Source organism: Enterobacter asburiae, assembly GCF_007035645.1.
Lineage (GTDB): Bacteria > Pseudomonadota > Gammaproteobacteria > Enterobacterales > Enterobacteriaceae > Enterobacter > Enterobacter asburiae_B.
Genome location: NZ_AP019632.1, coordinates 1,171,673 through 1,189,455, shown reverse-complemented (window position 1 = coordinate 1,189,455; position 17,783 = coordinate 1,171,673). Strand labels below are relative to the sequence as shown.

Below are 17,783 nucleotides of genomic sequence, written 5' to 3'. Positions count from 1 at the left end.
TGCCACGGAGTGAACTATGTCCCGTAAAGAGCTAGCCAATGCCATTCGCGCCCTCAGCATGGATGCCGTGCAAAAAGCCAATTCCGGCCACCCCGGCGCGCCGATGGGCATGGCTGATATTGCCGAAGTGCTGTGGAACGACTTTCTGAAGCACAACCCCAATGACCCGACCTGGTACGATCGCGACCGCTTTATTCTCTCCAACGGTCACGCCTCAATGCTGCTCTACAGCCTGCTGCACCTTTCCGGCTACGATCTGCCGCTTGAGGAGCTGAAAAACTTCCGCCAGCTGCACTCCAAAACGCCGGGGCACCCGGAAATTGGCTATACCCCGGGGGTGGAAACGACGACCGGACCACTCGGTCAGGGGCTGGCCAATGCGGTCGGGCTGGCGATTGCCGAACGCACGCTGGCGGCACAGTTTAACCAGCCGGACCACGAGATTGTCGACCACTACACCTACGTGTTTATGGGCGACGGCTGCCTGATGGAGGGGATTTCACATGAGGTCTGCTCCCTGGCGGGCACGCTGGGGCTCGGCAAACTGATTGGCTTCTACGATCACAACGGCATCTCCATCGACGGGGAGACCGAAGGCTGGTTTACCGACGACACGGCAAAACGCTTTGAAGCCTACCACTGGCACGTGGTGCACGAGATCGATGGCCATGACCCTGAAGCGGTGAAAAAAGCGATTCAGGAAGCGCAGAGCGTGAAGGATAAACCGTCCCTGATTATCTGCCGCACGGTGATCGGCTTCGGCTCGCCGAACAAGGCGGGCAAAGAAGAGGCGCACGGCGCGGCGCTGGGCGAGGAGGAAGTCGCGCTGACCCGGCAAAAGCTGGGGTGGAAACATCCACCGTTTGAGATCCCGAAAGAGATCTACAGAGCCTGGGATGCCCGTGAGACGGGTGAAAAGGCCCAGCAGGCCTGGAACGAGAAGTTTGCCGCCTACAAAAAAGCGCACCCGGATCTCGCCGCCGAGTTTTCCCGCCGCATGAGCGGTGGCCTGCCGGAGGACTGGGACGATAGAACCCAGGCGCTGATTGAAAACCTGCAGTCCAACCCGGCGAAAATCGCCACCCGCAAGGCGTCGCAAAATACCCTGAACGCAATCGGCCCTCTTCTGCCCGAACTGCTCGGCGGCTCGGCGGATCTGGCGCCCAGTAACCTGACTATCTGGTCGGGCTCAAAATCGCTGAAAGAGGACATTGCCGGGAACTACATCCACTACGGCGTGCGCGAGTTTGGGATGACCGCCATTGCCAACGGCATCGCCCATCACGGCGGGTTTGTTCCGTACACCGCCACCTTCCTGATGTTCGTCGAGTACGCCCGTAACGCGGCGCGCATGGCGGCCTTAATGAAGGCGCGGCAGATTATGGTTTACACCCATGACTCCATCGGACTCGGGGAAGACGGGCCTACGCACCAGGCGGTTGAACAGCTGGCAAGCCTGCGCCTGACGCCCAACTTCAGCACCTGGCGCCCGTGCGATCAGGTCGAAGCGGCGGTAGGCTGGAAGCTGGCGGTAGAACGCCACAATGGCCCAACGGCATTAATTCTGTCACGCCAGAACCTGGCGCAGATTGAGCGAACCCCGGAGCAGGTGAAAAACATCGCCCGCGGCGGCTACATCCTGAAGGACAGCGGCGGCAAGCCGGACGTGATCCTGATTGCGACCGGCTCCGAGGTGGAAATCACGGTGAAAGCGGCGGAGAAACTGACTGCCGAAGGACACGCGGTGCGCGTGGTGTCCCTGCCCTCAACGGACATTTTCGACGCCCAGGACGAGGCGTACCGGGAATCGGTCCTGCCGTCCAGCGTCGCGGCTCGCGTGGCGGTGGAAGCCGGTATTGCCGACTACTGGTACAAGTATGTCGGGCTCAAAGGGGCGATTGTCGGCATGCGAGGCTACGGCGAGTCCGCCCCTGCCGACAAGCTGTTCCCGTACTTCGGCTTTACCGTTGAGAACGTGGTGGAGAAGGCGCTGAGCGTGATCTAGTGGGGTCTGCGTTGCCGGGTGGCGGCTACGCCTTACCCGGCCTACTAAAACCGCCAAACCGTAGGCCGGGTAAGCAACAGCGCCACCCGGCATAAAACTACCGCGTGATCCACAGCGTGGGCCAGGCATCTGGCCCGTTCCAGTTGTCGCAGCTGGGCTCCTCGGCGTAGCGCACCAGGCGGAAGCGCTGGCCGTCAAAACGCCAGCGCGTCTGGATCCCGCAATCACCCAAACCGCGCCCCAGCGCGAGCGTTGTCAGCTCGCGCGTCTTTTCATCGAAGCTGGCGTTCATCAACTCCATTTCGCTCCCGTCGCCTGATGGCGTAAACGGCAGACGCAGCCTGACGCTGCGCGCGGTGAACGGTTTTTTACGCGATACCAGCCACGCCAGATCGACCGTGTTATAGGCCCCCGCCTCGCAGCTGACGATCAGCAGCGCTTTGTCATCGGTTAACGCGGTGACGCGCACTTCCCGACGGTTAGGATCCAGCGAGCACTGGCTTGCGTTCATCCGCCCGGTACCATAGTCCAGCAGGTCGTTCAGTTCGGCGTGGGAGAGCGGCGTCGGGGTCGGGTTGACGACCGCCACCTTTTTAAGGGCAGGAGCAGGCGGAACGCTTAACGGCGGATCGTCACCTTTCTTGATCCACGCGGTTTCACTGCCGACGCGCTTTTGCTGCGCATCAATGAACAGCAGCGCGGCCTTAAGCCCGGTCAGTGAAATAACCTGCTTACCGTCGCGCAGGGTCAGGGCCTTCCCTTCCTGGATGTTTTTCAGAAAGGCGGTGATGGTAGCCGCATCGTCCGTTTTAAGATGCCAGGGCGTGAGCTGCCAGCGCTGTTTGTCCAGCTTCAGGGGAACGTTATCCAGCAGCAGCCGGGGGGCAATCTCTGGCTCTTTTACCGAGGGCGTATCAAGGCCGCCGAGATCGATACGCAGCGTGGCGTCCGTTTTCGCCCCGGCGCTACGGGTGAGCGTCATGACCAGACCACGGTGTTCACCCGTGTTGCGTGCGAGGCAAAAATTCTGGTTATTGCAGGTTACCTGCCAGTCGGAGAAGGCTTGCTGGGCAGGTGCAGCCCGCACCTGCGGCGCGAGGAGCACACAAAACAGGTAAAACAAAAAGACGCTGTAGCGCATGAATGACACAATCCCGGAACGAAAACGCTTAACTGGGCAGTATCTTCGTGTTCCCGCCGGGGTTGCTCAATCGGATTTATCAGATATACCCGAAAAACAGGCTATATCCGTTCGAAAGTGGTGTTCATCAGCCCGGTTGTCTGTAAATACTGCAGTAATATCACCGCTTTACCATCCCTGATTTCGCCTGAACGCACCATCTCCACCGCCCAGGCAAAAGGAAGCTCCAGCACTTCGATATCTTCATCCTCCACGCCACCGCCCCGGTGAGTGCGCTGCGCGTCGCTGTATTCCGCAATGAAGAAATGCACAATTTCCGTTACGCCGCCCGGCGACATAAACAGCTCGAAGACCTTTTTGACCTCGCCCACTTCGAAGCCGGTCTCTTCCACGGCCTCTTTGCGGATACAAACTTCCGGCTCATCATCATCGAGCAGGCCCGCGCAGGTTTCAATCAGACGTCCGTCAGGGTTGCCATTAACCCATGTCGCCACCCTGAACTGACGGATCAGCACCACGCTCTGCTTTTCACGGTTATAGAGCAGAATGGTTGCCCCGTTGCCACGGTCGTAAACCTCGCGTTTGTGGCGGATCACCTCACCGTTGTTACGTGTAAGATCATAGGTGATGTTACGCAGGACAAAGTAGTTTTCAGAGAGAATTTTGTCTTTGATAACGTCAATTTTCAAGGTCATACGGGCTCCACAACACAATGAGTCGTCTTATACTACGCCGTGAATCCCGCTTTGTCGCCCGCCGGTTTAATGATGATTTGGCGCGTTAACCCCAAGCCAGTCGAGTATCCCCTGCGCCGCATGACGCCCTTCCGCCATTGCGGTCACCACCAGATCCGCGCCGCGTACCGCATCGCCCCCGGCGAAGATCTGTGGGTTAGTCGTCTGGTAACGGTAGCGGCTCTCGACGGAGGCAACGATCCGCCCCCGGTCATCCGTTTCGACACCCTGCGCCTGCAGCCACGGCATCGCGTGCGGGTTAAAACCAAACGCCATGATGACCGCATCTGCCGCCATCACGAACTCGCTGCCCGCCACGGGAACCGGTCGACGCCGTCCCTGCGCGTCCGGTTCACCGAGCTCGGTACGCAGCATTCGGATACCGTTGACCTTACCGTTCGGATCCAGCGTCAGCTCAACCGGCTGGACGTTAAATTCAAACGCCGCGCCCTCTTCTCGGGCGTTCTTCACCTCTTTCTTCGAGCCCGGCATATTGGCCTCATCCCGACGATAGGCGCAGGTCACCTTTGCCGCGCCGTGGCGTAACGCGGTGCGGACGCAGTCCATCGCGGTATCGCCCCCGCCAAGCACCACCACGTTTAAGCCATGGGTGTCGATAAACGGTTCGCTGGCCGTCGACTCCAGCCCCATAACGTGTCGAGTGTTGCCCATCAGGAAAGGCAGCGCGTCATAGACCCCAGGCGCGTCCTCGTGCGGGATACTCGCCTTCATCGAGCGGTAGGTTCCCACGCCAATAAACAGGGCGTCATACTCGTTCTTTAACTGCGACATCGACACGTCCTGGCCCACCTCGCAGTTCAGCTCGAAGCGGATCCCCATCGCGGTAAATATCTCTCTGCGCCGCGCGAGCAGCGATTTGTCCAGCTTGAATGCCGGGATGCCAAAGGTCAGCAATCCGCCAATTTCCGGATGCCGGTCATAGACCGTCACACTCGCGCCGCTGCGCGCCAGCACGTCGGCGCACGCCAGCCCGGCGGGCCCCGCGCCGACGATCGCAACACGTTTACCTGTCGGCGTGACGGCGGACATATCCGGCCGCCAGCCCATCACCAGCGCCCGATCGGAGATATAGCGCTCGATGTTACCGATGGTCACGGATCCCGCCTCTTCACGTATTGTGCAGGCACCTTCGCATAATCGGTCCTGCGGACAGACGCGGCCGGTAATTTCAGGTAAACAGTTGGTCTGATGTGAAAGCTCGACCGCGCCGGCGATATCCCCCGCGTTGATACGCTCGATCCACTGCGGGATGTGGTTATGCAGCGGGCAGGTCCATTCGCAAATGCTGTGCTCGCCGCATTTCAGGCAGCGCGACGCCTCGCGGGCGGCCTGCTCGTCCCGGAACGGCAGGTAAATTTCGTTAAAATGGCCCACGCGTTCTGCGGCAGCCAGCTTGTCGGGCTCGCCGCGTGGCGGGGTTGTTTGCATCTGATGCAGTTTGGTGCGCGAAGCGTCCTCTCTGACGGCTTCCGCATGCCAGGGCTGCGCTTCCAGGCAGGCCGTGCGCTGGCGGCGCGATTTCGCCAGAGTATCAAGGACAGCAGGCGTCGCCAGTGAGAGGACATCTGCCGGGCAATTTTCGATACAGGCCGGGCCGTGTGGCCGCGTCAGACAGAGATCGCATTTATTCGCCGAGGCCTTCACGCCGCCGCTGTCGAGCGGGGTGACGATAATCTCCATCGTGCCAAACGGGCAGGCCACCACGCAGGCCTTACAGCCGATGCATTTTTGTTGATTCACCTGTACGCTGTCATCGCATTTGCTGATGGCGCCGTTCGGACAGCTTTGCGCGCAGGGCGCATTTTCACAGTGATGGCAGGTGACGGGACTACTCTTCTCGCCGGCTCGCAGGACCGTAATGCGGGGATGAAAATGGCGCTCGCTCAGGACGTGCTGCTCATCGTTGTGCGCCATCACGCAGGCCACTTCGCAGGCACGACACCCGATGCACTGCTGGCTGTTAGCCATAATAAAACGATTCATAACCACACCTGTTTTTGGTTCAATAACCTTATTCTTTGTATGAATATGGTATTTACGCATCACGGCGCGATCGGGCAATGTTCAAATGCCCGGAATGCCGAATTATTTACAGTGAACCTGTAGCAGATCAATTTTATTCAGAGAGCCGTTCTGTGACCGTTAAACGACCCGTTTCCGGAAGCCTTGCCTGGGCCTTCTTTTCGATAATTGCCTTATCGGTGCTGACCAGTACCGTCGCGCTGCTGACGCTAGCCAGCAGCCAGCGTGACGCCGAAGCCATTAATATCGCGGGTTCGCTGCGCATGCAGAGCTATCGTCTGGGCTACGAGATGCAGCGCAACAGCCATGCCCTTGCCGCGCATCGCGACAGCTGGCAACGGACGCTGAGCGCGCCTGCCCTGCAGAAGCTGAACCGCTGGTACGTCCCGGACAATGTTAAAGCGCGCTACCAGCAGCTGCACGTAGCCTGGCTGGAGATGGATGCGCGCATCGCCCGCGGCGACAGCGCGTGGTATCAAACCCACATTGAGGATTTTGTCGGCCGCATTGATGCCTTTGTGCTCGCCCTCCAGCACTACACCGAACATAAAATCCAGACGGTGACCCTGCTCTCGCTGGCGGGCGCTCTCGGGATCCTGCTGCTGACGCTGTTTACGCTGCGACGCATCCGTCGCCAGGTGGTGTTGCCGCTTAACAATCTGGTGGCGGCCAGCGAACGGGTTGAGCGAGGGGAATTTGCAACCCCGGCGCCCGATACCGCCCTGCCGAACGAGCTGGGCCAACTCTCCCGCGCCTTCAACCACATGTCCGCCGAGCTGGCTACGCTCTACCGTTCGCTCGAAGCCTCGGTCGCGGAAAAGACTCGGCATCTGCATGAAGCCCACCAGCAGCTCGACATGCTGTTCAAATGCTCTCAGGCGCTGAATACCGGCCAGATAGACAGCCACTGCTTCCGGCATATCCTGCAGATTGTCCATGACTATACGCAGATGAATTATCTCGAACTGCGCACCAGCGACGACTGGCGGCTGTCTGAAGGGACGGAGTCACATGGCATTCCTCTGCAGCACCTGCCGGTACTGATGCAGGACACCCTTTACGGCGAGCTGCGCTGGCAAAGCGAGACGGACAGCGTTCCCCTTCCGCTGATGAGAAGCGTGGCGACCATGCTCGGGCGCGGGCTGTACTTTAACCAGGCGCAAAAACATTACCAGCAGCTGCTGCTGATGGAAGAGCGCGCCACCATTGCACGCGAGCTGCACGATTCGCTGGCGCAGGTGCTGTCGTATCTGCGCATTCAGCTTGCGCTACTCAAACGCGCCGTGCCCGAGGAAAATACCCCGGCGCAGACCATCATCACCGACTTCTCCCGCGAGCTGAACAATGCCTGGCAGCAGCTTCGCGAGCTGCTTACCACCTTCCGCCTGACGCTCAACCACGCGAACTTACCCGCGGCGCTGCAGGAGTCCCTCGACGTCCTGCAGAGCCAGACGCAGGCGAAGCTGCATCTCGACTGCCGCCTCTCCTCGCTGGCGCTGGACGCGCAAAAGCAGGTGCATTTGCTGCAGATCGTGCGTGAGGCCGTGCTGAACGCCATTAAGCACGCGCAGGCCAGCGAGATCACCGTCAGCTGCGTGACCGCCGTGGACGGTACGCACAGCGTCAGCATACGCGATAACGGCATCGGGATTGGCGAAGCCAGCGAGCCGCCGGGACACTACGGCCTGAACATTATGCGCGAACGCGCGCAACGGCTCGGCGGGATGCTGCACTTCTCGCAGCCGCAAAACGGCGGCACGCTGGTCAGCGTGACGTTCCCGGCGCCCACGCCGTTAACGGGTAAATAACGGTAAAGAGGGAAGCGCAGGGAAAAGCGCATGATAATTTACATTATCTCCTTTATTTCTCCACGTTTGACCTGGGCCTTACCGCTAAAGTTATGCGGGCAATAAACAATAATGACGTGCAGCAAAACGAGGTCACTCTTTCATGGCGAATTTTTTCATCGATCGCCCCATTTTTGCCTGGGTGCTTGCCATCCTGTTGTGTCTGACAGGTGTCCTGGCGATTACTTCACTGCCTGTTGAGCAATACCCCGATCTGGCACCGCCTAACGTGCGCGTAACAGCAAACTACCCCGGCGCTTCCGCACAAACGCTGGAAAACACCGTGACGCAGGTTATCGAGCAGAACATGACGGGTCTGGATAACCTGATGTACATGTCCTCGCAAAGTAGCGCCACGGGCCAGGCGACGGTTACCCTGAGCTTTAAGGCGGGCACCGACCCGGACGAAGCGGTGCAGCAGGTGCAAAACCAGCTGCAGTCGGCCATGCGCAAGCTGCCCCAGGCGGTGCAGAATCAGGGCGTGACCGTGCGTAAAACCGGTGATACCAACATTTTGACCATCGCGTTTGTCTCGACAGATGGCTCGATGGATAAACAGGACATTGCGGACTACGTCGCCAGTAATATTCAGGATCCCATCAGCCGTATCAACGGCGTCGGGGATATCGACGCCTATGGCTCACAATACTCTATGCGCATCTGGCTCGATCCCAACAAGCTGAACAGCGTCCAGATGACGGCAACCGACGTGACGAATGCCATCAAGGCCCAGAACGCCCAGATTGCGGTGGGGCAGCTGGGGGGAACGCCGTCCGTCGATAAGCAGGCCCTGAACGCCACCATTAATTCGCAATCCCTGCTGCAGACGCCGGACCAGTTCCGCAACATCACCCTGCGCGTGAATCAGGATGGGTCGGAAGTGCGTCTGGGCGATGTCGCCACGGTGGAAATGGGGGCGGAAAAATATGACTACCTGAGCCGCTTTAACGGCAATCAGGCCTCCGGTCTGGGGATAAAGCTTGCCTCCGGCGCAAACGAAATGGCCACGGCGAAACTGGTGCTGGACCGTCTGGACGAGCTTTCACAGTATTTCCCGCACGGGCTGGAGTACAAAGTCGCCTACGAAACCACCTCCTTCGTTAAAGCGTCGATCGAGGACGTGGTGAAGACCCTGCTGGAAGCCATCGCACTGGTATTCCTGGTGATGTACCTGTTCCTGCAAAACTTCCGCGCGACGCTGATCCCAACCATTGCCGTCCCCGTGGTGCTGCTGGGGACCTTTGCGGTGCTGTACGCGTTCGGGTACAGCATTAACACCCTGACGATGTTTGCAATGGTGCTGGCGATTGGCCTTCTGGTGGATGATGCCATCGTGGTGGTTGAAAACGTCGAACGCATCATGAGCGAAGAAGGACTCTCGCCGCGCCAGGCGACGCGCAAATCCATGGGGCAAATTCAGGGGGCGCTGGTCGGTATCGCGATGGTGCTGTCGGCCGTCTTTATCCCGATGGCCTTCTTTGGCGGCACCACCGGGGCGATTTACCGTCAGTTCTCAATAACCATCGTCTCGGCGATGGTGCTCTCCGTGCTGGTGGCGCTGATCCTCACCCCTGCGCTGTGCGCCACCATTCTGAAACCGCTGCACAAAGGGGAGCAGCACGGGCAAAAAGGGTTCTTCGGCTGGTTTAACCGGATGTTCAACCGCAATGCCGCGCGGTATGAATCTGCCGTCGGTGGCGTGCTCCATCGCAGCCTGCGCTGGATGATGATTTACGTTGTGCTGCTGGGCGGCATGGTCTGGCTGTTTATGCATCTCCCCACCTCGTTCCTGCCTATGGAAGACCGGGGCATGTTCACCACCTCGGTGCAGCTCCCGAGCGGCGCAACGCAGCAGCAGACGCTGAAAGTGGTCCAGAAAGTGGAGCAGTACTTCTTCACCAAAGAGAAAGATAACGTTGTGTCGGTCTTCTCCACCGTGGGCTCTGGCCCGGGCGGAAACGGGCAGAACGTCGCCCGCATGTTCGTCCGCCTGAAGGACTGGGACGAGCGCGATACCCGAACGGGAACGTCATTTGCCATTATTGAACGTGCGACCAAAGCTTTTGCGCATATTAAAGAGGCGCGCGTCTTCGCCAGCAGCCCGCCGGCGATAAGCGGTCTGGGCAGTTCCGCCGGGTTTGATATGGAGCTGCAGGATCACGCCGGTGCGGGCCACACGGCGCTGATGGCGGCACGCGATAAGCTGTTAGCGCTGGCGGGCAACGATCCTGGCCTGACCCGCGTCCGCCATAACGGTCTTGACGACAGCCCGCAGCTCCAGGTGGATATCGATCAGCGTAAGGCGCAGGCGCTGGGCGTCTCGATCAACGATATCAACGACACCCTGCAAACGGCGTGGGGCTCAAGCTATGTGAATGACTTTATGGATCGCGGCCGCGTGAAAAAAGTGTATGTCCAGTCCGCCGCGCCGTTCCGCATGCTGCCGGATGATATAAACCGCTGGTTTGTCAGGAATAACGCTGGCGGCATGGTGCCGTTCTCCGCGTTTGCCACCTCGCACTGGGAGAGCGGTTCGCCGCGTCTGGAGCGCTATAACGGCTACTCTGCGGTTGAAATCGTCGGGGAAGCTGCGCCGGGCGTCAGTACCGGTACCGCTATGGATACCATGGAAAAACTGGTCCAGCAGCTGCCCGCCGGTTTTGGTCTGGAGTGGACGGCCATGTCCTACCAGGAGCGTCTCTCCGGGGCACAAGCTCCCGCGCTTTACGCGCTCTCTCTGCTGGTGGTCTTCCTCTGCCTAGCCGCACTGTATGAAAGCTGGTCGGTACCGTTCTCGGTCATGCTGGTCGTGCCGCTTGGCGTCATCGGTGCGCTGCTGGCGACCTGGATGCGCGGCCTCGAGAACGATGTTTACTTCCAGGTGGGTCTGCTCACCGTGATTGGGCTATCGGCGAAAAACGCCATTCTGATCGTTGAATTTGCCAACGAGATGAATGCCAAAGGCCACGAGCTGATGGCCGCCACGCTGCACGCCTGCCGTCAGCGCTTACGCCCGATCCTGATGACGTCGCTGGCGTTTGTCTTTGGCGTACTGCCGATGGCAACCAGTACGGGTGCAGGCTCCAGCAGCCAGCATGCCGTCGGGACGGGAGTGATGGGCGGCATGATTTCGGCAACCATCCTGGCCATTTACTTCGTGCCGTTGTTCTTTGTGCTGGTGCGTCGTCGCTTCCCGCTAAAGGAACGGGCTGAGTAAGTGATTGAAATAAAAAAAGGCGGCTTTATCGGCCGCCTTTTTATTGTGTGATTAATTCACACTATGGTTATTTTACTTATTTTAGTGCTCTTGCAATTCTTACTGAATGTCATTTACGAAGCATGCCTTCGATAAAATCTTTCCAGTTCCCCAGTTCACGTTCAATCATAACACCCTCTCTTATTATTATGCGCATTCTACAAAAACGGACCATCATTGTGAAGACTATTTAACCAATTGCTGTGATTGTACCCCACGTCCTGCGGGGATTTATGATAAATATGAACGGAGAGGCCTCAATTTTTTGTGACGGCTAGCAATATTTTGAAATAACCCTCCGAACGGGTGAGTTTTATTTTACCCGCTGAGTTTATTCGAAATTCAAACTTTATGGACATCTATGCTTAAAGGGTGAAAGAATATTCAGCGTACAGATGTGAGTTGAATTAAGAAGACGCGTAAATCCAGACGATTCCTGAATGTGTTATATTCCACTTAAGGATATATCTTCGAATTTACTGAACATTTAATCATCATTAGGTCAAAAGGATTCACTATGGTTGTGATGTACGGCATTAAAAATTGCGACACCATAAAAAAAGCCCGTCGCTGGCTGGAAGCAAACGGCGTGGAGTACCGTTTCCACGATTACCGAGCCGACGGGCTTGATGCAGAATTTCTGCATAGCGCGATCGGCGAACTGGGGTGGGAAGCCCTGCTGAACACGCGCGGCACCACCTGGCGTAAGCTGGACGAATCTCTGCGCGCCAGCATCAACAACGCCGACAGCGCGGCAAAACTGATGCTCGACATGCCGGCAATTATCAAACGCCCATTGCTCTGCGCGCCAGGGCAGCCTATGCTGCTGGGTTTCAGTGAAACCCTTTATTCCGACTTTTTTCGTTGAGGTGTAGTTTATGTCATGCCCGGTCATTGAGCTGACTCAGCAGCTTATTCGCCGTCCTTCCCTTAGCCCGGACGACGCAGGTTGTCAGGCACTTATGATTGAGCGCCTGCGTGCCATCGGTTTTACCGTTGAACGCATGGATTTTGGCGATACCCAGAACTTCTGGGCGTGGCGCGGACAGGGCGAAACGCTGGCCTTTGCCGGGCATACTGACGTCGTTCCCGCCGGTGACGCGGATCGCTGGATTAACCCGCCGTTTGAGCCGACCATCCGCGACGGCATGCTGTTTGGTCGCGGCGCGGCAGACATGAAAGGCTCCCTGGCGGCGATGGTCGTGGCGGCAGAGCGCTTTGTGGCTCAGCATCCAAACCACAAAAACCGTCTGGCGTTTTTAATCACCTCCGACGAAGAAGCCAGCGCCCATAACGGTACCGTGAAGGTCGTTGAAGCGCTGATGGCGCGTAACGAGCGTCTCGACTACTGTCTGGTCGGTGAGCCGTCCAGTACCGAAGTGGTGGGTGATGTCGTCAAAAACGGGCGCCGCGGCTCGCTGACCTGTAACCTGACCATTCACGGCGTTCAGGGGCACGTGGCTTACCCGCATCTGGCCGATAACCCGGTCCATCGCGCTGCGCCGATGCTGAGCGAGCTGGTGGGCATCGAGTGGGATAAAGGCAACGAATTCTTCCCGCCGACCAGCATGCAGATTGCGAACGTCAAGGCCGGGACCGGCAGCAACAACGTGATCCCGGGCGATTACTTCGTCCAGTTCAACTTCCGCTTCAGCACCGAACTGACCGATGAGATGATCAAGGCGCGCGTTATCGCGCTGCTGGAAAAATATCACCTGCGCTACACCGTGGAGTGGTGGCTTTCCGGCCAGCCGTTCCTGACGCAGCGCGGTAAGCTGGTGGATGCGGTGGTGAACGCCATCGAGCACTATAATGAAATTAAGCCACAGCTGCTGACAACGGGTGGCACCTCAGACGGACGCTTTATCGCCCGTATGGGCGCCCAGGTTGTCGAACTGGGTCCAGTGAACGCAACCATTCATAAAATCAATGAGTGTGTCAATGCGGCAGATTTGCAACTGCTGGCCCGTATGTATCAACGTATTATGGAGCAACTCGTCGCCTGACGAACGCTCTGAGAGGAATAGCGAATGGATTGGCTTTCAAAGTACTGGTGGATTCTGGTGTTAGTTTTTCTGGTTGGCGTACTGCTTAACGTAATTAAAGATCTTAAGCGCGTTGACCATAAAAAATTTCTCGCCAATAAACCGGATCTTCCCCCGCACCGTGATTTTAACGACAAGTGGGACGATGACGACGACTGGCCGAACAAGGACCAGAAGAAGTAATCGTTAAGTTTCCCCTCTCCCCGGGAGAGGGGGAAACCTCACATAAACTCTACAATATCATCGTTATCCGGCTTACCGCCGCTGAGCGCTTCATCAAAGTAGTGCTTCGGTACGGTATAGCGCAAACGATCGAGCGCGAACTGCATGCTACGGTCGTCAATCGCGTGGCCCAGATCGTCCACGATATCCAGCGTCACGTCCCCACCTTCGCGAATCAGCGCTTCCTGGGCGGCAACCGCATGCGAGAGCTCAATCACCCGATCTTCACCACCGTGGATCAGATGGATCGTGGTTTGCGTGGTCGCGCTTGTCGGTAACGTCGCAAAGCGGCCGTTAAACGCGATGACGCGTGACGCCAGACCCGGCTGCGCTTTTACGCTTTCCAGCGACATGATTGACCCCTGCGAGAAGCCAATCAGCGCGGTCGCGTCAGCACCCACGCCGCTCTGCTGCTGCCAGTAGCGGACGATGTCGATAAAGCTGGGCATGATGGCGTCGATGCGAGCCTGACGATTCTCTTCCGTCACGCCCTGAACAGAGAACCACTGGCGTCCGTTCGGACCACATGGCTCTGCGCCACCGATGCTGACAATCAATGCTTCCGGAAAAACGGGCGCAAACCAGCTGCCAATCTGACCCATATTGACGGCATTATCGCCAACGCCATGAAACAGAAGCAGTAACTGTTTAGCCGGTTTGTCAGGGCTTTGAACAACAAAATGGTCGTGTTTCATGGTGGTCTCCTTAATAGATGACCTGGATTCTACGCCTCCGGACGTGAATGACCATGCCACTTTACTGAAGAAGTCATTGAAAAAATTGCCATTGCAAAATATCTTCTTTCAGCTGCTGGCAGCGCGGATAGTCAAGACTTTCAATCGCTTGCGCGGTTTCATTCCGCAACGTTGCCAGCAAGGCTTTTCGCCCGACGTCTTCCGTTTTTCCGTCCATTTTCCCGCGCAGGGCCGGAAGCGGCATGTCCACGGTTAACAACAGCCGCGTCAGTGCGGCAACCGAGGTTGAAAACGCCCGATGAGCAAAAGCAAACCCCGCCAGCTCCAGCCAGTCGTCATTATTAAGGGTAGCTTCCCAGCCGTCTTCCACGGGGATCTTTTCACCGTTCCAGGCCGATAGCACCCGCGCATCGCGCTTCAGACGCCGCTGCGCCTGCTCGCACAGCTGACGCCCGGCCTCGCTCTGCGGCAGCAAGGCCATCGCGGTGAAGCAGCCGCTGCTGGCTTCACGATGGCTGCCCATCCGCACCAGCTCAAACCCACATTGCTGCCAGAAACGCCACAGCTCATCGGTATAACCAAAGCTCACCGACAGATAGTCTTCGCCGCTGGCGCCGCGAACAAGCGCCTGGCCAATCCCTTCCCGCTGACGGTGAGGATGTACGGCAATGCGGGTCACCCGTCGTCCTCTGAGCGTCGCCGCCAGCGGAGAGCCGCCGTGCGCCGCAAGAGACTGCGCCACCAGGTTACCGCGCGGACGCCGGTATCCTGCCCACACGGCGCGGCTAAGCTCAGGGGAGAGCCCGCCCTCCTCCACCAGCCAGAGCGCCCCGGCGATAACCGGATTCGTTTCGGCAACGGCAAACTGCTGCCCGGGCGCGTCCATCATGCGGCGTAAATCGAGCGGCGAGGTACGATAATGCGCCGCGCAGAGAAGCTCGTATACGCCCGCTGCAAGCGCCGGGCGGCTTTCCCATGCCGTCGGCGTCAGGGACGTTAAACGCACCTCCCCTTCCGGACGACGGTCGATCAGCGTATCGTCAAACAGCAGCGCGCTGGCAACAACCCGCTCAAGCGGGCAGCCCGCCGCCCAGCGTACCGGTGTAGATAAGCTGTAGCGCTGCAGCCCGGCAAACCGACCGCAGAATTTAAGCAAGAATCCCCGGCCCGTCCCCTCATATCCCTGCACCGTGGTGGTCAACAGCACGCGAGGGAAACGGGCAACTAGCTTTTCAAGCAGAGGTCCGGGGATCGCAGCGGCTTCATCGACAATTAGCCAGTCAGCCTGGTATGAAGAGGCAAGCAGCGCGTCCGGGGCCATAAAATGAAAACGCTCTCCGGCAAAGCGGGCGATGATATCCGTCGCCCCCTTCGACGGTGCGGTAACCACGGCGCTGCCGGCAATGCGGTTCAGCAGCATTCCCGCCAGGGCTGATTTTCCTCGCCCGCGCGCGGCGGTGACGGCCACGATGCCCTCCGGCATCCCCAGCAGCACATCCAGGATCTCAGCCTGCTCGCGCTGCGGGGCGCCGCTGGCAGGCTGCCAGTCTGGCGCGTCGGGTAAAGGCGGAAGGGATAACCCGCAGCCCTGAAGCCAGACAATCGCGTCGGGATCGGCGGCAATCGTCCGGCAGAAATGGTGGACAAAATGCGGCGTGGCTATCGCTTCGGCGCTGTCGCTCCAGCGCAGTGAATCGCTGTCAGGCAACCCGGGCCACGCATCGAGCGGCGGAACCCGCAGCACCAGAAGGCTTCCGGCGCTCAGCGTTCCGCTCAGGGCGGCAAATGCGGCGACATCAAACCCGGCGCTGGCGTCAAAAACGGCGTGCCGGTACTCGCGTCCCAGCAGGCCGCCGATGGCTTTTGAAGGGTGTTCGTCAAGCCTTACCCAGTCTCCGGGCAAGGCGTCACGCAGGGTCAGCGCCTGGGTTAACGTCCACTGCGCCTCACCGCTGAGCACCACCAGCCGACGATGGCCTGTGCGCTCAAGCTCGCTTATCAGCTGTTCAAACTGCAACATTACATCGCTTTGCCGAAGGTATTACACTGCGCCGGATCGCCGCTGTCGAAGCCGCGTTTGAACCAGCTATAGCGCTGCTGTGAAGTACCGTGAGTGAAGCTGTCCGGCACGACGCGCCCCTGGCTTTGCTGCTGAAGACGGTCGTCACCGATAGCCTGAGCGGCATTTAACGCCTCTTCAAGATCGCCGGATTCCAGCACGCCCTGCTGCTGCATGCTGTGGCCCCAGACGCCCGCGAAGCAGTCCGCCTGCAGCTCCATTTTAACGGAAAGGCGGTTCACGTCAGCCTGAGACGCATTTTGCTGGAGCTGGCGCACTTTGGGCTCAATCCCCAGCAGCTTTTGCACGTGATGACCGACTTCATGCGCGATCACGTAGCCCTGGGCAAAATCACCGTCAGCGCCAAGCTTGCGTTTCATGTCATCGTAAAAAGAGAGATCGATATAGACGGTGCCGTCTGCCGGGCAGTAGAACGGCCCCATCACAGATTGCCCGGTACCGCATCCGGTGCGGGTTGCCCCCCGGTACATCACCAGTTTCGGCTGCTGGTAGGTACGCCCCATCTTCTCAAATAGCTGACCCCAGGTGTCTTCTGTTGTGGCGAGAATAACGGAGGTAAATTTGGCCGCTTCATCTTCATTCGGGCTGATGGAGCGCTGAGAATGCTCCTGCTGCTGCAGCGGCTGACCGGTCATCAACCCGGTGAGGTCAACGCCGTAATATCCCGCAACCAGCACGACAATCAGCAGGATTATCCCGCCCTTGCCGCTGGGTAACCGGAAGCCTGGTCCTCCCATTGAAGGACCGCCGCCGCCATCACTGCGTCTGTCTTCTACATTGTCACTTTCACGACGCCCTTGCCAGCGCATAACCACCTCGAACTATTCCATTTATAATAGCTATGATCGTAGGCGGTTAACGGCAAGATTACCATAGGAAACAAAGGTAAGACGCCAAAGGATGGGAACATCCTTTGGCAAGTGAGGGAGTTAGTCGAGCTTAACGCCTAAACGGTGAGCAACCGCTTCGTACGCTTCAATCAGGCCACCCAGGCTCTGACGGAAACGGTCTTTGTCCATTTTATCCAGGGTTTCTTTATCCCACAGGCGGCTACCGTCTGGTGAGAACTCATCGCCCAGCACCACTTCGCCTTTGAACAGACCAAACTCCAGCTTGAAGTCGACGAGGATCAGGCCCGCGTCATCAAACAGTTTTTTCAGCACGTCGTTGGCTTTGTAGGTCAGCTCTTTCATGCGCGCCAGGTTCTCCTGGTTCACCCAGCCGAAGGTTTCGCAGTAGGATTCGTTGACCATCGGGTCGTGCATGGCATCGTTTTTCAGGAACAGGTCGAACAGCGGTGGATTCAGTTCGATACCTTCTTCAATGCCCAGACGCTTCACCAGGGAGCCCGCCGCACGGTTACGAATAACGCACTCAACCGGAACCATATCCAGTTTTTTCACCAGACATTCCGTATCGGACAGCAACGCTTCCATCTGGGTCGGGATGCCCGCTTCGGCCAGTTTGGTCATAATGAAGTGGTTGAACTTGTTGTTCACCATGCCTTTACGATCGAACTGCTCAATGCGTGCGCCATCCCCTGCTGACGTATCATTGCGGAACTCGAGCACCAACAGATCCGGGTTTTCCGTGCTGTATACGGTCTTCGCTTTGCCACGATACAACTCAGCTTGCTTCTGCATCTTCATTACTCCTGGTGTGATGATTTGTGTTCAAAACTGGGGATATTATGCCACGCACACGTTTGCGTAGCA

Annotated in this window: 14 protein-coding genes; 6 read left to right on the top strand and 8 right to left on the bottom strand. The window is 58.3% G+C overall.

All coding sequences use genetic code 11. The features are described 5' to 3' along the window. Positions 1 to 16 precede the first annotated feature (16 nt). Positions 17 to 2,005, top strand: a complete 1,989-nt coding sequence (tkt, locus tag FOY96_RS05610) for a transketolase (RefSeq protein WP_143346627.1) — start codon at positions 17 to 19, stop codon at positions 2,003 to 2,005. Positions 2,006 to 2,102: 97 nt separating this feature from the next. Here tkt and FOY96_RS05605 read toward each other — a convergent pair whose 3' ends face one another. The 3 genes from FOY96_RS05605 to aegA form a co-directional block, all read right to left on the bottom strand. After that, entirely contained in the window at positions 2,103 to 3,146 is a 1,044-nt protein-coding gene (locus FOY96_RS05605; protein ID WP_143346626.1) for a DUF1176 domain-containing protein, read from the bottom strand. A 101-nt stretch (positions 3,147 to 3,247) separates the two neighbouring features. Then, on the bottom strand, positions 3,248 to 3,841 hold the full coding sequence (gene nudK, locus FOY96_RS05600; RefSeq protein ID WP_143346625.1) for a GDP-mannose pyrophosphatase NudK: 594 nt from the start codon (positions 3,839 to 3,841) through the stop codon (positions 3,248 to 3,250). A 66-nt stretch (positions 3,842 to 3,907) separates the two neighbouring features. Next, entirely contained in the window at positions 3,908 to 5,884 is a 1,977-nt protein-coding gene (aegA, locus tag FOY96_RS05595; RefSeq protein ID WP_143346624.1) for a formate-dependent uric acid utilization protein AegA, read from the bottom strand. Positions 5,885 to 6,036: 152 nt separating this feature from the next. On the opposite strand from aegA, the gene narQ reads away from it, so the two are divergent. Next, on the top strand, positions 6,037 to 7,731 hold the full coding sequence (narQ, locus tag FOY96_RS05590) for a nitrate/nitrite two-component system sensor histidine kinase NarQ (protein ID WP_063440637.1): 1,695 nt from the start codon (positions 6,037 to 6,039) through the stop codon (positions 7,729 to 7,731). Between the two features lie 142 nt (positions 7,732 to 7,873). Then, complete coding sequence (gene acrD, locus FOY96_RS05585; RefSeq protein ID WP_033146163.1) at positions 7,874 to 10,987, top strand: multidrug efflux RND transporter permease AcrD; 3,114 nt, start codon at positions 7,874 to 7,876, stop codon at positions 10,985 to 10,987. 109 nt (positions 10,988 to 11,096) lie between these two features. Here the strand turns inward: acrD and ypfM are convergent, their stop codons facing one another. Continuing rightward, positions 11,097 to 11,156: a protein YpfM gene (ypfM, locus tag FOY96_RS05580; protein ID WP_015572204.1), complete on the bottom strand. Its 60-nt coding sequence runs from the start codon at positions 11,154 to 11,156 to the stop codon at positions 11,097 to 11,099. 387 nt (positions 11,157 to 11,543) lie between these two features. On the opposite strand from ypfM, the gene FOY96_RS05575 reads away from it, so the two are divergent. From FOY96_RS05575 to FOY96_RS05565, 3 genes are read left to right on the top strand one after another with little or no spacing between them, the layout of a single operon-like run. Further along, the gene (locus FOY96_RS05575) at positions 11,544 to 11,894 is read left to right on the top strand and encodes an ArsC family reductase (protein ID WP_033146164.1); all 351 of its coding nucleotides are present in this window, start codon (positions 11,544 to 11,546) and stop codon (positions 11,892 to 11,894) included. A gap of 10 nt (positions 11,895 to 11,904) precedes the next feature. Next, positions 11,905 to 13,032 carry a succinyl-diaminopimelate desuccinylase gene (dapE, locus tag FOY96_RS05570; RefSeq protein ID WP_039263709.1) on the top strand — a complete coding sequence of 376 codons (1,128 nt, stop codon included), beginning with the start codon at positions 11,905 to 11,907 and terminating at the stop codon, positions 13,030 to 13,032. A gap of 24 nt (positions 13,033 to 13,056) precedes the next feature. Further along, positions 13,057 to 13,254, top strand: a complete 198-nt coding sequence (locus FOY96_RS05565) for a hypothetical protein (RefSeq protein ID WP_023308751.1) — start codon at positions 13,057 to 13,059, stop codon at positions 13,252 to 13,254. Positions 13,255 to 13,292: 38 nt separating this feature from the next. Here FOY96_RS05565 and ypfH read toward each other — a convergent pair whose 3' ends face one another. From ypfH to purC, 4 genes are all read right to left on the bottom strand, one after another. Then, positions 13,293 to 13,988 (bottom strand): esterase, encoded by a 696-nt coding sequence (gene ypfH / locus FOY96_RS05560; protein WP_143346623.1) that lies wholly within the window; start codon positions 13,986 to 13,988, stop codon positions 13,293 to 13,295. A gap of 73 nt (positions 13,989 to 14,061) precedes the next feature. Then, positions 14,062 to 16,008: a tRNA(Met) cytidine acetyltransferase TmcA gene (locus FOY96_RS05555; protein WP_143346622.1), complete on the bottom strand. Its 1,947-nt coding sequence runs from the start codon at positions 16,006 to 16,008 to the stop codon at positions 14,062 to 14,064. Then, positions 16,008 to 16,877, bottom strand: coding sequence for a KPN_02809 family neutral zinc metallopeptidase (ypfJ, locus tag FOY96_RS05550; protein ID WP_033146168.1), 870 nt, complete (start codon positions 16,875 to 16,877; stop codon positions 16,008 to 16,010). Before ypfJ ends, FOY96_RS05555 begins: the two co-directional genes overlap by 1 nt. Before the next feature lie 120 nt (positions 16,878 to 16,997). Continuing rightward, positions 16,998 to 17,711 (bottom strand): phosphoribosylaminoimidazolesuccinocarboxamide synthase, encoded by a 714-nt coding sequence (gene purC / locus FOY96_RS05545; RefSeq protein WP_032659350.1) that lies wholly within the window; start codon positions 17,709 to 17,711, stop codon positions 16,998 to 17,000. Positions 17,712 to 17,783: the final 72 nt, after the last annotated feature.

Coding starts and splice junctions, on each gene's coding strand:
- FOY96_RS05555 (WP_143346622.1), bottom strand. CDS start 16,008: ATGTTGCAGTTTGAACAGCTGATAAGCGAGCTTGAGCGCACAGGCCAT.
- aegA (WP_143346624.1), bottom strand. CDS start 5,884: ATGAATCGTTTTATTATGGCTAACAGCCAGCAGTGCATCGGGTGTCGT.
- FOY96_RS05575 (WP_033146164.1), top strand. CDS start 11,544: ATGGTTGTGATGTACGGCATTAAAAATTGCGACACCATAAAAAAAGCC.
- acrD (WP_033146163.1), top strand. CDS start 7,874: ATGGCGAATTTTTTCATCGATCGCCCCATTTTTGCCTGGGTGCTTGCC.
- ypfH (WP_143346623.1), bottom strand. CDS start 13,988: ATGAAACACGACCATTTTGTTGTTCAAAGCCCTGACAAACCGGCTAAA.
- nudK (WP_143346625.1), bottom strand. CDS start 3,841: ATGACCTTGAAAATTGACGTTATCAAAGACAAAATTCTCTCTGAAAAC.
- tkt (WP_143346627.1), top strand. CDS start 17: ATGTCCCGTAAAGAGCTAGCCAATGCCATTCGCGCCCTCAGCATGGAT.
- FOY96_RS05605 (WP_143346626.1), bottom strand. CDS start 3,146: ATGCGCTACAGCGTCTTTTTGTTTTACCTGTTTTGTGTGCTCCTCGCG.
- ypfJ (WP_033146168.1), bottom strand. CDS start 16,877: ATGCGCTGGCAAGGGCGTCGTGAAAGTGACAATGTAGAAGACAGACGC.
- purC (WP_032659350.1), bottom strand. CDS start 17,711: ATGCAGAAGCAAGCTGAGTTGTATCGTGGCAAAGCGAAGACCGTATAC.
- dapE (WP_039263709.1), top strand. CDS start 11,905: ATGTCATGCCCGGTCATTGAGCTGACTCAGCAGCTTATTCGCCGTCCT.
- FOY96_RS05565 (WP_023308751.1), top strand. CDS start 13,057: ATGGATTGGCTTTCAAAGTACTGGTGGATTCTGGTGTTAGTTTTTCTG.